A 13,801-nucleotide genomic window follows, 5' to 3' on the forward strand; every position below is an offset into this window, starting at 1 on the left:
ACACCAAGTCGGCAGTGCGCTACGTCACCCGGTTTGAGGATGCCATGGTGCGGCTTGCTCTGAAGCACAAGGTCCACGGGGTGATCTGCGGGCACATCCACCGCGCGGAGCAGCGAACGATCCGGGGTCTGCTGTACCTGAACAGCGGCGACTGGGTGGAAAGTTGCACCGCTATTGCCGAGGACGAGGAGGGGCGGTTTGAGATCCTCCGATGGCATGAGCTGACCCGGCCGGTTGAGGCAGGCCCATCGGCCTCCGTCGCCACCGCCCCGCCGATGCCGCCGCCAGGGGCGGGCATCCCGGCGATACCGGGTCCCGCGCCCATCCGGCGCCAGAGGAGCGGTCCGCGTCCGGCTCATGCCCCGGATCGGTCGTTTGCTCTCCAACAGGAACTCACCGGAATTGTCGAAGGGCCCGTTTGAAAGCACCCAGGGTGACAGCTCGCTCCCGGGTTGCTCCGGAATCGCCAAAATGTCCGTGGCCCCAATCCCGCGTCACGGGGCGGCTCCAAGTGTTCCTGCCGGCCCCAGTGGGGGTTCGTCGGCCGGCATTGCCTGCGGAATCCGGAGAGGTTCCCGTGCGGAGGAGCGCCCTCCACGCCCGGGCCCGGGTGTCCGCATCACGACCCTCCGGCATCCCCGTGAGGTGGCAGGAGCAGTGCCTGCCCCATCCGGATCCGCGTCCCGGGTTCGACGCCCGGGTGGAGCGTGAATGCCGGCGGCGCGAACACGAGAATCGTGGAACCATGCTCGAACCATCCCAGCTCCTCGCCGCGCCGCGTGGCGAACCGGCATGGGAACTGCCTCGGCCCCGGGAAGCGGAGATGGGGACGAACGTCCAGGAAGTTGAGCCGGATGCCGGCCACAAGGATTGCGGCGACCGCGACGAGGGCCATCGGGTGCCCGGAGGTGAGGCGGAGGTGCAGCACCGCCCGTTCGTTGCGGCAAAAGAGCCGCTCCACCCGTCGCAGGGCGATCGGGTTCACATTCCACGTGTCTCCGCTGAAGTAGCTCACCCGCTCCACACAGGCATCCTGTGGCGCGTGGAACCGGTGGTACATTGCCGAGGTGAGGCGAAGCGTGACGTAGACCCCGTCGAGAAATGGGCCGGCGGCATCCAACCCCCCGAACAACTCCTGCAGGGAATAGGGAAACCCCTTTGCCTGATACGCCCGACCGGCTTCGACGCGTCCCATGCTTCCCACGATGCCGTCGCAGGGGCTGACAATCATGCGAGGATCTGGATCGAGCGGCCGGGCTCCCTCCCGGAGTTCCCGGGTGAAGCATTCCTGCAGGCTTTCAAAATGCCGGACGCGGGCCTCGCTGAGATCCAGGTCGGAGAAGAGGCGCCAAACACCGATGGAAAGACGGGTCAGGGGACGGCTCCGGATGCGGCTGTACCGTCCCATGAGGCGGGTGAGGAGCATCCGGGGCACACGGTTCGTCAGCAGGAAGTTCAGGTCTTCCTGGAGGAGCAGCCGGTCGCGGATGTGTTTCAGCATTCGCGCCGCGCGCCGCGCCCCGGTGACCGGCGGAAGGTGTGGCGGACCGGACGCGTCGGCCGGGGGCCGGGAGGGTTTTTGGAACATGAGTTCAGTCCTCGGAATGAATGACGTAACGGCGCTTTCTGCGTGCGGTCTGGCAGCCCTGGCGGTCTCGGCACCGTTCATCCGCCGCCGCATTGAACTCTCCCTCGCCAAGCATCCCTCGCTTGCGGGGCATTCGCGGATCGCGCGACGCGTGGCTGCACTGATGCCCGGATATGAGTTCGACGAGCACCAGTTCTTTGCGTCGGACGGGGCGCCTGGGGAGGTCGTCACCCGAAGGCAGGCGGGTTTCCACAGCCTGGCCGCGAGGATTCGGGAACCCCAGACCGCAACCCTTGCGCTCTCCGGGGAGGCGCGGACCCGGATCTCCGACCTGCAGTTCACCAGCGCCTATCGCGTTCCCTTCCCCTACAGCGCCTTTCTTCGAAGACACATCGTCCTGGGCAGCTTCCTGGAGTCGAGCGATGGGGTTCGGGTGACCGATCTCGACGGGCAGACGTTCCACGATTTGACCGGTTCCTATGGGGTGAACGTCTTCGGATACGACTTTTACCGGAAGTGCATGGATGAAGCGGTGGCCCGGGCCCGGAAGCTGGGTCCGGTCCTCGGCGGCTACCATCCGTGTGTTGCCTGGAATGCCGAACGCCTCTGCCAGATCTCCGGCATGGACGAGGTGTCGTTTCACATGTCGGGCACCGAAGCCGTGATGCAGGCGGTTCGCCTGGCGCGCTTCCACACGCGGCGTCCTTGGATCGTGCGGTTCTGCGGCGCCTACCACGGGTGGTGGGACGACGTGCAGCCGGGACCCGGGAACCCGATGCCTCCCGGGAAGGTGTACACCCTGCGCGACCTGGACGCGCGGTCCCTCCGCGTGCTCGCCACCCGCAAGGACATTGCCTGCGTGCTGGTGAATCCGCTCCAGGCCCTTCATCCCAATGCCCCGGCGCCCGGCGATTCGTCCCTCATGGACAGCTCGCGCCGGGCCCGCTTCGACCGTGAAGCCTATGCCGCGTGGCTGCGACAGCTCCGCGAAGCCTGCCGGGCGAGCGGGATCGTGTTCATTCTCGACGAGGTCCTCACCGGTTTCCGGCTCGCCCGCGGTGGCGCGCAGGAGTACTTCGGCGTCCGAGCCGACCTCGTCACCTACGGCAAAACTCTCGGTGGCGGGTTTCCCGTCGGGGCCGTCTGCGGGCGGCGTCCCCTCATGCAGCGGTTCCGGGAAGGGCACCCCGCCGACATCTGCTTCGCCCGGGGAACCTTCAACTCCCATCCCTACGTGATGACCGCCATGCAGCGGTTTCTGGAGCACCTGGACTCCCCCGAAGCCGCTGCGGTCTACACGGACCTGGACGGGCGATGGAACCGCCGGGCGGAGGATCTCAACACCCGGCTCGAACAGGCGGGGATGCCCATCCGGGTGGCCCACCTGTCCTCCATCTGGACGGTGCTGTACCAGCTCCCGTCCCGCTACAACTGGATGTTCCAGTTTTATCTGCGGGCCGAGGGGTTGGCGTTGAGCTGGGTCGGCACCGGCCGCCTGATCTTCAGCCTGGACCATTCCGAGCAGGAGTTTCAGGAGGTTGCGGCGCGGATTGTGCGTGCGGCGCAGGCCATGGACCGTGACGGATGGTGGTGGCAGCAGCCCGGCTTCACCAATCGCTCCATCCGCCGGCTCCTCCTGAGGGAGGTCATCCGCCGGGCGATGGCGCTCTAATGGCCGCGGACATGGATCATCGGATCCATCCATTCCCCGCGCAGGAGGCACAACGGCGCGCGCCAATAGAGGTAGATGTCATGGAAGGGGTCGGTGAGAATCTTGGTCATCCACACCAGACCTGTACGGACATCCCGGAGGAAGAAGAGATGGACCGTCCGGAAGATGAGTCCGCCGACGCCAATGGCGAGCCAGCCCATGCCGAGGTCGTGAAGGTATCCGCCGGCGTTCGTCGCGGGCTCGATTCTTCCGAACAGCGAGGGATTGATGAGCAGGAGGAGCGGGATGGCGGCCCACAGGGACATCAGCACCACCTTGCGCCGCAGGTTGTAGCCCAGCTTGATGTCCTCCTTGTGCTCATGGGTGGCGTCGTTCACGTGGTCGTAGCCCCGGGGCTCGAAAAAGAAGTGACCCGCCTGTCGGCTGGTCATGGAAACGCCCCAGGCCAGGAGCGCCGCCCAGGCGGGGTCCACGAACAGAAGTCCATAGGCGACGACGAACGAGACCGCGCTCAGGAGGTGGAGCGCCTGATTGACGCGGCTGTGGTGATAATACCGGTGGTCATCCCATCGCTGGATGCGGAGGTCCTCAAGGAAGGAGTTCACGGTTGAGTTCACGTTGTGCAGTGGTTTTTGATCGGTCATCAGACGGGTTCCGGATTGGGAACCCGGGCCCACTTCAATGCGCACGGGTGAAGGGGCCGTGACAGTCCGGTTTCGATACCGAAATATCAATTGGGTGCCACGCGACCGTTGCGGGGCCATTGCAAGGTGACTGGATGACCCTTGCGTCGGACGAGGTGGACGCGGCAGTCCACCAACGGCATGACCCCGCGCTCCGGATTGCCGTCGTGACGGAGACCTACCCGCCCGAGGTCAACGGGGTTGCCCTGAGCCTGGCCCGGCTTGTTGCGGAACTCCTCAAGCGAGGCCACTCGATTCCGTTGATCCGTCCCCGCCAGCGTCAGGAACCGGCGCTGCCGGATTCCGTCCCCGCCGTCGTCCTCACCCGCGGGATCCCGATTCCCGGGTATCCCGACCTGCGCATGGGGCTGCCCGCGAGGCGGCGGCTCTTGTCGCTCTGGACCCGCCGACGCCCCGACATCGTCCATGTCGCCACCGAGGGACCCCTGGGTTGGTCCGCCGTCCGGGCCGCCGCCGGTCTTGGCATCCCGGTGGTTTCGGAGTTTCGCACGAATTTTCATACCTACAGCCGCCACTACGGCATTGGCGCCTTGCGCCGCCTGATCGCGGCCTGGTTGCGGCATTTCCACAACCGCACGGTGCGTACGATGGTCCCGACACGCGCACTGGCGGCGGATCTGGCCCGGGACGGATTCCACAACCTCACGGTCGTTGGCCGGGGGGTGGATGCGGCCCGGTTCAGTCCCGATTTCCGGTGCGGATCGCTGCGCCGCTCCTGGGGAGTGGACGGCGACGCCCCGGTTGCCCTGTATGTGGGGCGGATCGCGGCTGAAAAGAACCTGGAGGTCCTCGTCGCGGCATGGAATGCGATCCGCCGGGAGAACCCGCGCTGGCGGCTGGTGGTGGTTGGAGACGGGCCGGCCCGGCGGGACCTCGAGCAATGGTGCCCCGGCGCGTGGTTCGCGGGAATGCGCGGGGGACGCGAGCTCGCGGCGCACTTCGCCTCGTCGGATCTCCTGCTCTTTCCCAGTTTGACCGAGACCTTCGGCAACGTCGTCCCGGAGGCGATGGCCAGCGGGCTTGGAGTCCTCGCATTTGACCATGCCGCAGCGGCGGAACTCATCCGGCATGGGGAGACGGGGTGGCTGGCACGATTCGGGGTTTCGGAGCACTTCGTGGAACTGGCGCGCACCGTTGCCCGCGATCCATGGCGGGTGCGCCACGTTGGGGTTCAAGCCCACCGGGTTGTCCAGAGGCACACCTGGAGCGGGATCGCCGCCCGTGTGGAGGGGATCTACCGTGAGGTCCTGCCTCGCGTCGCGGTCCCCGTCGCCCGCGACGTTTCGAATCACGTCGAGGCGGCGTGCTGACGACCGGCCAATTGCAGTCGCCGGGCGTGGGGTCGGGTGGCCGACGGAGGTCCCCGGGCTCGGCGCTGGGCGAAATGGGCCCCGACCACGCGAAGGGAACCCGGATCGGCCAACAGCAGCAATTCAACCCCGGGACTTCCAACGGCCCCCGGTAGTCACCTCCCAAACAGAAGGCCTGGAATCGAGGGCCTGACCGTGTCCTGTGCGATCGTTGCGGTGCCTCAGGATCGCTGGATGATCCCGTTCAGGTTCGACGTTCAAGAAGAGGACCCGGGCTCGCCAACTCCGGGCCGCAGGTGTACCCCGGGGCCGTGGCTTCCTCCTCCACCGAGCATCGCCGGCTGGCGGCGATCATGTTCACTGACATGGTGGGCTACAGTGCCCTGTCCCAACGCAACGAGGCGCTGGCCCTCGAACTTCTGGAGGAACATCGCGAGGTGCTTCGCTCCGTATTTCCCAGGCATCAGGGAAACGAAATCAAGTCCACCGGTGATGGCTTCCTCGTCGAGTTTGCCAGCGCGCTGGCGGCGGTGAACTGCGCCTTGGAAATCCAGGGCCTGATGCGCCATCGCAACGCCACCCGTTCAGCAGAGCGGCGCGTATTGATCCGGATTGGCATCCACCTGGGCGATGTGGTCTGCCGGGACGGTGATGTCTTCGGCGACGGGGTGAATATCGCCGCGCGCATCGAGCCCCTGGCCGAGCCGGGCGGCGTGTGTGTTTCCCGGGCGGTGTACGAGCAGATCGAAAACAAGGTGGATCACGCGCTGGTGCCGTTGAGCCGGCCGTCACTGAAGAACATCCAGGCCACTGTCGAGGTGTACCGACTGGTGCTCGATGAGCCCAGGAAGGATCCCCGAAGGTCCCGCCAGGCTTCCGGTCCGGTCCGTCGCTGGGGGGCTGCGGGCCTCGTGCTGGCCGCGGCCGCCGGTGTGCTCGCACTGCTGACATTCCGGGAGGCCGGGCCGCGGTCACCCACCGAGGCCGGGAGCGGGTCCCCGCCAGGTGTCATGCCAGGTGCTGGCGCCGCGATCACGCCAGGTGTGCTTCGGGCCGACGTCCGGATTCTTCACGCGTTCGGTCCCACGAACCGCGACGGAGTCAATGGTTGGGGACCGCTCATCTTGTCCCGCGACGGTTTCCTTTATGGAACTGCGGTGAACCGCGGGCCCGGTGGCGGGGGGGTGGTGTTTCGGTTGGGGGTCCCGGGTGAGGGCTATCGGATCCTGCGGGCTCTGGACCCGGCCCGTGACGGCGGGGAGCCCACCGGTGGGGTCATTGAGGGCAGCGACGGGTGGCTGTACGGCACCGCATTCCGGGGGGGAGCGGCCGGCGCGGGCACCGTGTTTCGGATGACGCGCGACGGCGGGGCGTTTCAGGTGCTGCACGCGTTCGCCCCCACCAATGATTGCCGTCATCCCCAATCCGAACTGCTGGAGGGCCCGGACGGCTGGATCTATGGCACGACGACCGGGGGCGGGGGCCACGGGCGGGGTGGCGTATTCCGGATCGGAAAGGACGGTGATGGCTATGCGGTGGTGACGGGCCTTTGGCGGGGGCGGGAGGAGGACCCGCGCCACCCTGTGGGCGGATTGCTCCTGGATGCTCAAGGCGTCCTCTATGGCACCACCAGGAAGGGTGGAACGAAGGATAATGGAACCGTCTTTCGGCTGGATCCGGGCGGCGCGCTGACCGTGGTGAAGAGTCTGGGAGTGGTTCCGGGAGATTTGATGCATCCCGAGGGAACCCTGGTGGACGGGGATGACGGCTTCCTCTACGGCACGGCACTGCTCGGCGGCACCGCAGGGAACGGTGGGGTGTTTCGCGTGCGGCCCGACGGGTCGGGGTTCGAGATTCTTCACCATTGCGGCTCGGTCGTGGACGATGCGAAGCAGCCTGCGGTCGGGCTGACACGCCTTCCCGGGGGATCATTCCTGGGAGCCTCGCTCGCCGGCGGGACGGCCAACTTGGGGGCGATCTTCTGGATGGACCCCGGAGGTGGCGGCTACCGGATTCTCCATCACTTCACGGGAGGACCACTGGACGGCGCCCGTGCACGATCTCGTCTGACGCCCGGAGCCCGGAACATCTTTTTTGGCGCCACGCTCAATGGCGGTGGCGGGAATCTCGGCACGGTTTTTTCCGTTTCCACGGGGCCCGGCGGTCCCGTCAGCGGCGGACCTTGAAATCGGAAGGTTTCGTTAGATCGGCTGCGGTCCGCGCGAAGGCTTAAGAGATGAAGCCGTCGTGTTGTGCCCCGGGCGCCCCGCAGCCCGTCACGCCATCCGCCTCGACCTTGGCGGACGCTCCTGAGTGCCGTCCGAACGACCCGGAGGGTCGCAGGCGATCATCCGCCTGCGGCAGTCGTCGGGTGCTGTCTTTGGCGGCTGCGCTGATGCTGGCCGGTGCTGACGGGAGACCGGCCGCCGAAACGGCGCCGGTCTTTGGGAGCCACGTTGGCACGGATGGCAGCACCGCCGCGCTGCGTCAGTCCAACGGCCAGATCCTGCTCTCCGGTGGGTTCACCTTGGTCAATGGCGAACCACGCCGCGGGCTGGCGCGCTTGAACAGCGATGGCAGCCTGGATGCCGGGTACTCGCCGGTCGTTGACGGCCCGATTCTGGCCTGGGCGTTGCAGGGAGGTGACAGGCTGCTGATTGGAGGGGCGTTTGAGAGCGTCAATGGAATGCCGCGTTCCCGCCTGGCCCGCTTGAATTCCGACGGAAGCCTGGACTCCACTCTCGCCAACAACGCATTCGACGGGGAAATCACTGCGATCCTTGTGCAGTCCGACCAGAAGCTCGTGATCGGTGGATTCTTTCTCACGGTCAACGGGGTCCTCCGACGCGGGTTGGCCCGGCTGCAATCCGATGGCGCCGTCGAGACCCTTTTCGAAGGGGACGTGGACGGAGGCGTGCTGGCGGTCCTGGAAATGCCCAACGGCCAGATCCTCATTGGCGGCGGCTTCACCCGGGTCAACGGCATGTCGCGACCCATGTTGGCCCGCCTGATGCCGGGTGGCCGACTGGACCCGGCGTATGCTCCCGATTTCGGCTTCCAGGCGTTCTCCAGGGTCTTCGCCCTCGCGCTGCAACATGACGACAGGCTGCTCGTGGGAGGGGACTTTTTCGGGCACATTGGCGGACCCCCTGCCGCGATCGCGCGTCTCACTCCGGACGGCGGCCTCGACACCTCATTCCAACCGGACATCCGCCCAACAGGCGGGTTCGATCGCTCCCGGGTGGGGTCCATTGTTCCGTCGCCGGATGGCAGGATCCTGGTCGGGGGGTACTTTCCCGGAATCGAAGGGCGGCAGCGCCGGGGACTGGCCCGCCTGCATTCCGGGGGGGTGCTCGACCACTCGTTCGACACGGTTCTCGAGGGCGACTTCCTCAGTCCGGGGGCGGACGAGGCCCTGCCGAGCGTCAGCTCGATTCTTTTGGAACCGGGCGGGGGCCTGGTGATCGCCGGATCGTTCTTCAGCGTGAACTGCCTGCGGCGCGACAACATCGCCCGTGTGGCCGGCAACGGCGGATTTCCGGACGGCACCGGCTGCGGCGGCGGAGAGCCGCCTCCTCCGGATCCGGTCCGCGCCCTCGCCGTGTCCGGCTGGCCGGAGCCTCCCGGTCTCCGAATTCAATTCGATGCCCCAGTGGAGGCGGCATCCGCAACCAACCCCGCCCACTACGCCGTCACCGGAAAGGCGATTTTGGGCGTCGTGATGGACGGGACCGATGCGGTGGTGCTGGGTGTCGGAGAATTCGATCAAACGCCGAGGACGGTGGAGGTCACCGGGGTGCGGGATGCCACCGGAGAGACCACCATGTCCCCCACCACGCTCCCGCTTCGCTTCGATGCCCCGGGCCTGTTCTACCGCCTCCATCCCAACACTCGTGGCGCCCGCGTGGATCCCCACTACCCGGCACCGCAGGGGCGTGGCCGGTTTCCCGCCGGGGCAGACCCGTTTCGCCCCGGCGCCGACGGGAGTTCGGACGCGGTCCTGCAAGGCGGCAGCGGACTTCTTCCCTATTTTGAGCTGCCCCATGCCGGCGACATCAACCGGGTGCCGCCTGCCGATGTCCGCGATCACTACATGGTGGTCGTTCACGGGTTGGTCGTGCCATCCACCACCACCGATTACGTCTTCTTCATCGCCTCGGATGATCAGAGCAAACTGTTCCTGAGTCCGGACGCCGGCTCCGACCATGCGGTGTTGATCGCCGAGGAACGCAATGCGGGGCCCGCGCGACAATGGCGCACGGGTCTGCAAAAGTCCGCCCCCATCCGTCTCGAGGCCGGCAGGGAGTACTATCTGGAGGCCATTCGCGCCGGGGGCACGGGCGGCGACAACCTCGCGGTCGGGTGGAGCACAAATCTGAACGCCGCCGCACCCGAAGGTGGCCTCCCCATCAACGGCTCGTTTCTGCGGGCCAAAGCCACAACCGGCACGCTGCTCATCGCACAGGATCCGGAGAGCATTGAGGCGGGCAACCAGCAGTTGGTGGCCTTCTCCGTTGAGGTGCTGGGCTCGGATGCATCCGCCGTCGGCTATCAATGGTTGCGCAACGGTCAAGTCATCCCGGGCGCCACCGGCTGGATCCATCGTTTCGTCGCCACTCCCGACCAGAACGGGGACCGGTACTCGGTGCGCGTGTTCAATCGGGATGGGACATTCAACCGGTTGAGCAGTCGCGAAGCGGTCCTCACCGTGGACGACCGGCCTCCGGCGCCGGGCGCGCTTGATCTCACCTTCGATCCCGGTCCCGGCCCGGACGACGTGGTGCGGACCCTGGCAGCCACAGCCGATGGCCGACTCGTCCTGGGCGGCAACTTCACCCGGGTCGGCGGGATCGGCCGCGGACGCATCGCGCGATTGCTTCCCGACGGAAACCTGGACGTGGCCTTCGCCGGCGGCACCGGCTTCGACGACAACGTGTGGTCCCTGGCCCTGGATTCCGACGGTGCTGTATTGACCGGCGGGGCGTTTGCCAATCATGACGGGACCGACGGGCGATTCCTCGTCCGTCTCACCGGCAGCGGGTCCAGGGACAGCAACTTTGCGCCCAGTGTGGCGTCCACCGTTCTCACCATCCGGCCAACGGACGCGAATCGAGTATTGATCGGGGGAGGATTTGCCACGGTCGGTGGTGTGGCCCGCAACCGAATCGCCCGCCTTGACCCCACCGGGCAACTCGATGCCTCGTTTAATCCGGGTGCCGGGGCCAACGACTGGATTTTTGCCATCGCCACGCATCCCACCCTGGTCGGTGACCAGGTGTATGTCGCCGGAGATTTCACGACCTTCGACGGGGTGGATCGGGTTCGGTTCGCCCGACTTCGTCCCGACGGGAGCCTTGATGCCGCATTCAACGCCGGAGCCAATAACCGGATCACCTCCATCGCCGTGCAACCCGACGGCAAACCGGTCATTGCCGGCTACTTCACCCTGGCCAACCGGATCAGCCGCGCCCGCATCGCCCGGTTCAATGTCAACGGCACGTTGGACACAACCTTTCTCCCCAATGACGGCGCCGATGGCGGCATCCTTGCCCTTGCCCTGCAACCCGACGGCAAATTGGTCATCGGCGGAGTTTTCACCTCGTACCAGGGATTCGAGCGAAATCGGATCGCACGCCTGAACCCGGATGGCAGTCTGGACCACTCCTTTGATCCCGGCCTGGGTGCCGACGATGAAGTCCACGCCGTCGCCGTGCTGTCCGACGGCTCCATCGCCATCGCTGGGAGCTTCTCCACTGTCAACGGATTCAGCCGCCATCGGGTGGCACGCCTGCTGGCAACGCCCGCCGCCGTGGATCCGCCGCGGTTCACCTCGCAGCCACTCCTCGTCGGCGAAGGGGTTCGGTTGGCCATTGGAGCGGGTCCGGACGAGGAAGTTGTCATCGTGGCGACTCCCGACCTGCTCGAGCCTGGCCAGCCCATCCACACCAATCGTGGTTCCTTTCTGTTCGTTGCTCCATTGGTCCCTGGTTGGAACCAGGCCTTCTATCAGGTCCTCAGTGCAAGTCAGGCGTTTCGACGGACGTCGCACTTGAGCGAGGCCCTGCGGTCCGGACGTTGAGCGGGGTCGCAGTTCACTTCACCGCCGTCCCGCAATTGGCCCCCAACGGCTGGTCCCATCGCCTCGGGCCGCCCGGGGCGGCCCGGTTCAGTCGCCGGACCGCATCGTCCACATGCCCAGCGGCGCGTTGGGCGTTCCGGTGCCGACCGTTTCCCGGGTGGTGTGAACCGCGGCGTGGCCGTCGTGGAAGAGATAGTTGAACCGCCGCCCATGGAGACCGTAGGCGGCGGCTCCGTAGTTCAGCCGGCTCGCGCCGCTGACCTGCACGCTGTCGGCGTCCGCGCCCGTGGGCAGTCCCGGCCCCGGACCGGCGCAGAACGATGGCCAGTCATTGCCGGCGGCGTTGCGGCCATTGGGCAGTTCGGCAAGGAGAATGGTGCCGGAGGGATCGGCCACGACGCCCTCATGGTAGCCCGGCGGTTCCCAGTCGGGCAGGCTGCCGGCGGCGGTGCCGCGCATGTTGTAGTAGACGCCGACGCCGTACCTGGGGGGCGGCAGGGGCGCGGCGACCGAGTTGAGGATGAAGTTCGGTCCGGCCCAGTTCATCGCGTAGGTCCGGCGCTGGGCGTAGGGCGCCCAACTGATTCCGGTCTGAATGCGATCGGCGGGGCACTTGAGGATCTTCGGGATCAGCGACACCGGCGCAACGGCACCCGAGATTCCGAGGATCAGGTCCGCTTCGGGTGCCGCACCTCCGATGTAGCGATGGAGATAGTCATCCCACGAAAGCTGGTATCTGTAGTCACCGGTGGAATAGGCGGTCGGCGGGTATTGGTCGCGGTGGTCGGTGACAAACAGCGCGAAGCCCAGCCCGAGCTGCTTCATGTTCGAGGTGCACTTCAGGCGTTGCGCGCGGGACTTCGCCACGGCCAGCGCGGGCAGCAGCAGGCCGGCCAGAACAGCGATGATGGCGATCACCACCAGCAATTCGATCAAGGTGAACGCCTTCGGGGCGCCCGGAATCCCGCGCCACGATGGCGCACCCGGCCGGCGACTGGACACGGAGTGCATGGGAAAGGCTGCTGGACGTTTCAGCGGGCCGCCACCGCAATTGTGGACACCGCGTGGTTCCCTAAGGACTTGACTCCGGGACGCCCCCGGCGCTTGTTGCCCAGAGCCCCATGCCCCTGCTCGCACTGCTCACCGATGCCCTGTTTTTCGGCCTGGTTCTGCTGGGTGGTGGAGCGTTGTTTGCCTGGCAGTACGCCCGCCACGGCTCGGCGGCGGGCGAGAGTCCGGGCTGGATCCGGTGGGTGGTGAGCGCCCTGCTGATCGCCCTCTTTGTGGTGGTGTATCGCAGGATCAATCCCTCTGGCAGTGCGCCCGCGGCGTTTCTGGTCCTGATTGCGGGCATGGTGGTGTCGGTGCTGCTGGCCATCCTCTGGCTGCCCACGGTGGTGGGCGGCCTGCTGTCGCCGCTCACGGGCTCCCTGACCGGGGGTGAAGAAAAGGTCGAGCAACGTCCGGCCTACTACCGGGCGATCGCCCATCGCAAGCGCGGTGACCCCGCCGCCGCGGTGGCGGCGGTGCGCGCCGAACTGGAGCGGTTTCCGGGGGACGTGGAGGGAATGCTGATGTTGGTGGACCTCCACGCGATCGAGTTACGGGATCCGCTGGCGGCCCGGGAGGTGCTTGACGAACTGCTGGCGGATCCCGGGACCTCGGCCACCGACCGCGCGCTGGCGCTGAGCCGCCTTGCAGATCTTCAATTGAAGGGCTTCAACGACCCCGACGCGGCGCGCGCCACGCTGGAGCTGATCGCCCTGGAATCGCCCGAGTCCCCAGCGGGGCACCTGGCCCGCCAGCGGATGGCGCACCTGCCCGGCGCCAGCACCCGACTGCCTTCCGGCGAACCCACACGCCTGGTGGTGGCCCATCATGAGGAACGGCTGGGGCTCACCGAAGACCTCGGGGCCGGACGCCTTCAGGAGGAGGACCCGACAGCAGTGGCCCAACAACTGGTGGCCCACCTGGCGATCCACCCGGATGACTGGGAGGCCCGGGAGCGGTTGGCGCGGCTGTACGCGGATGCACTCGGACACCTGCACCTGGCCACCGGCGAACTCGAGCAGTTGCTGGCCCTGACCGGAGTACCGCCGCGGCATGTGGTGCGGTGGTTCCATGAACTGGCCGACCTCCAGTTGAAGGCTCCCGAAGGGCTGGCCACGGCCCGGGCCACCTTGGAACGGCTTCGCGAACGGTTTCCCGAGACCGTCTGGGCGGCGCAGGCCGAGGCGCGGATGCGCCAGATGGGCCTCGATCAGCGCGCCCGTGAGGCGCCTCATACGCTGAAGCTGGGACAGTATGAGCAGCGGGTCGGATTGATGCGAGGCGACGCAGGGATCCCCGATCCCTCCCGGGTGGCCCCGTGGGAGTTCCGGGAGACGCCGGGTGGCCCGCCCCCAGCCTGAGCGCGCGAGAGCGGGATACGACCCCGCCCCTCGCGGC

General features: G+C 67.0%; 9 protein-coding genes. 6 read left to right on the top strand and 3 right to left on the bottom strand.

Annotated elements, in window-relative coordinates; translation table 11 throughout:
- Positions 1-422, top strand: a 422-nt coding sequence (locus tag KF791_19680) for a hypothetical protein (GenBank protein ID MBX3734804.1), incomplete at its 5' end; no start/stop codon positions are given.
- Between the two features lie 197 nt (positions 423-619).
- On the opposite strand, the gene psd is transcribed toward KF791_19680, so the two are convergent.
- Positions 620-1,501: a phosphatidylserine decarboxylase gene (gene psd / locus KF791_19685; protein MBX3734805.1), complete on the bottom strand. Its 882-nt coding sequence runs from the start codon at positions 1,499-1,501 to the stop codon at positions 620-622.
- A 103-nt stretch (positions 1,502-1,604) separates the two neighbouring features.
- Here psd and KF791_19690 point away from each other — a divergent pair, with 103 nt between their 5' ends.
- The gene (locus KF791_19690; protein ID MBX3734806.1) at positions 1,605-3,260 is read left to right on the top strand and encodes an aminotransferase class III-fold pyridoxal phosphate-dependent enzyme; all 1,656 of its coding nucleotides are present in this window, start codon (positions 1,605-1,607) and stop codon (positions 3,258-3,260) included.
- Here the strand turns inward: KF791_19690 and KF791_19695 are convergent.
- Positions 3,257-3,904, bottom strand: a complete 648-nt coding sequence (locus tag KF791_19695; GenBank protein ID MBX3734807.1) for a hypothetical protein — start codon at positions 3,902-3,904, stop codon at positions 3,257-3,259. The two genes, KF791_19690 and KF791_19695, sit on opposite strands and share 4 nt — an antisense overlap.
- A 134-nt stretch (positions 3,905-4,038) precedes the next feature.
- Between KF791_19695 and KF791_19700 the strand changes: the two genes are divergently transcribed.
- The 3 genes from KF791_19700 to KF791_19710 all read left to right on the top strand — a co-directional run bounded on the left by KF791_19700 (position 4,039) and on the right by KF791_19710 (position 11,353).
- Positions 4,039-5,274 (top strand): glycosyltransferase family 1 protein, encoded by a 1,236-nt coding sequence (locus tag KF791_19700; protein ID MBX3734808.1) that lies wholly within the window; start codon positions 4,039-4,041, stop codon positions 5,272-5,274.
- Between the two features lie 311 nt (positions 5,275-5,585).
- On the top strand, positions 5,586-7,460 hold the full coding sequence (locus KF791_19705) for a hypothetical protein (GenBank protein MBX3734809.1): 1,875 nt from the start codon (positions 5,586-5,588) through the stop codon (positions 7,458-7,460).
- A gap of 209 nt (positions 7,461-7,669) precedes the next feature.
- The gene (locus tag KF791_19710) at positions 7,670-11,353 is read left to right on the top strand and encodes a hypothetical protein (GenBank protein ID MBX3734810.1); all 3,684 of its coding nucleotides are present in this window, start codon (positions 7,670-7,672) and stop codon (positions 11,351-11,353) included.
- 87 nt (positions 11,354-11,440) lie between these two features.
- Here KF791_19710 and KF791_19715 read toward each other — a convergent pair whose 3' ends face one another.
- Positions 11,441-12,364 (bottom strand): type II secretion system protein, encoded by a 924-nt coding sequence (locus KF791_19715; protein MBX3734811.1) that lies wholly within the window; start codon positions 12,362-12,364, stop codon positions 11,441-11,443.
- Between the two features lie 110 nt (positions 12,365-12,474).
- Between KF791_19715 and KF791_19720 the strand changes: the two genes are divergently transcribed.
- Positions 12,475-13,764 (top strand): hypothetical protein, encoded by a 1,290-nt coding sequence (locus tag KF791_19720; protein MBX3734812.1) that lies wholly within the window; start codon positions 12,475-12,477, stop codon positions 13,762-13,764.
- Positions 13,765-13,801: the final 37 nt, after the last annotated feature.

This window comes from Verrucomicrobiia bacterium (genome assembly GCA_019634635.1).
Classification (GTDB): Bacteria; Verrucomicrobiota; Verrucomicrobiia; order Limisphaerales; family UBA9464; genus UBA9464.

Excerpts from the sequence above, each read along its gene's own strand:
- KF791_19710 (MBX3734810.1), top strand. The coding sequence starts at position 7,670 with ATGCTGGCCGGTGCTGACGGGAGACCGGCCGCCGAAACGGCGCCGGTC.
- KF791_19720 (MBX3734812.1), top strand. The coding sequence starts at position 12,475 with ATGCCCCTGCTCGCACTGCTCACCGATGCCCTGTTTTTCGGCCTGGTT.
- KF791_19690 (MBX3734806.1), top strand. The coding sequence starts at position 1,605 with ATGAATGACGTAACGGCGCTTTCTGCGTGCGGTCTGGCAGCCCTGGCG.
- psd (MBX3734805.1), bottom strand. The coding sequence starts at position 1,501 with ATGCTGAAACACATCCGCGACCGGCTGCTCCTCCAGGAAGACCTGAAC.
- KF791_19700 (MBX3734808.1), top strand. The coding sequence starts at position 4,039 with ATGACCCTTGCGTCGGACGAGGTGGACGCGGCAGTCCACCAACGGCAT.
- KF791_19715 (MBX3734811.1), bottom strand. The coding sequence starts at position 12,364 with ATGCACTCCGTGTCCAGTCGCCGGCCGGGTGCGCCATCGTGGCGCGGG.
- KF791_19695 (MBX3734807.1), bottom strand. The coding sequence starts at position 3,904 with ATGACCGATCAAAAACCACTGCACAACGTGAACTCAACCGTGAACTCC.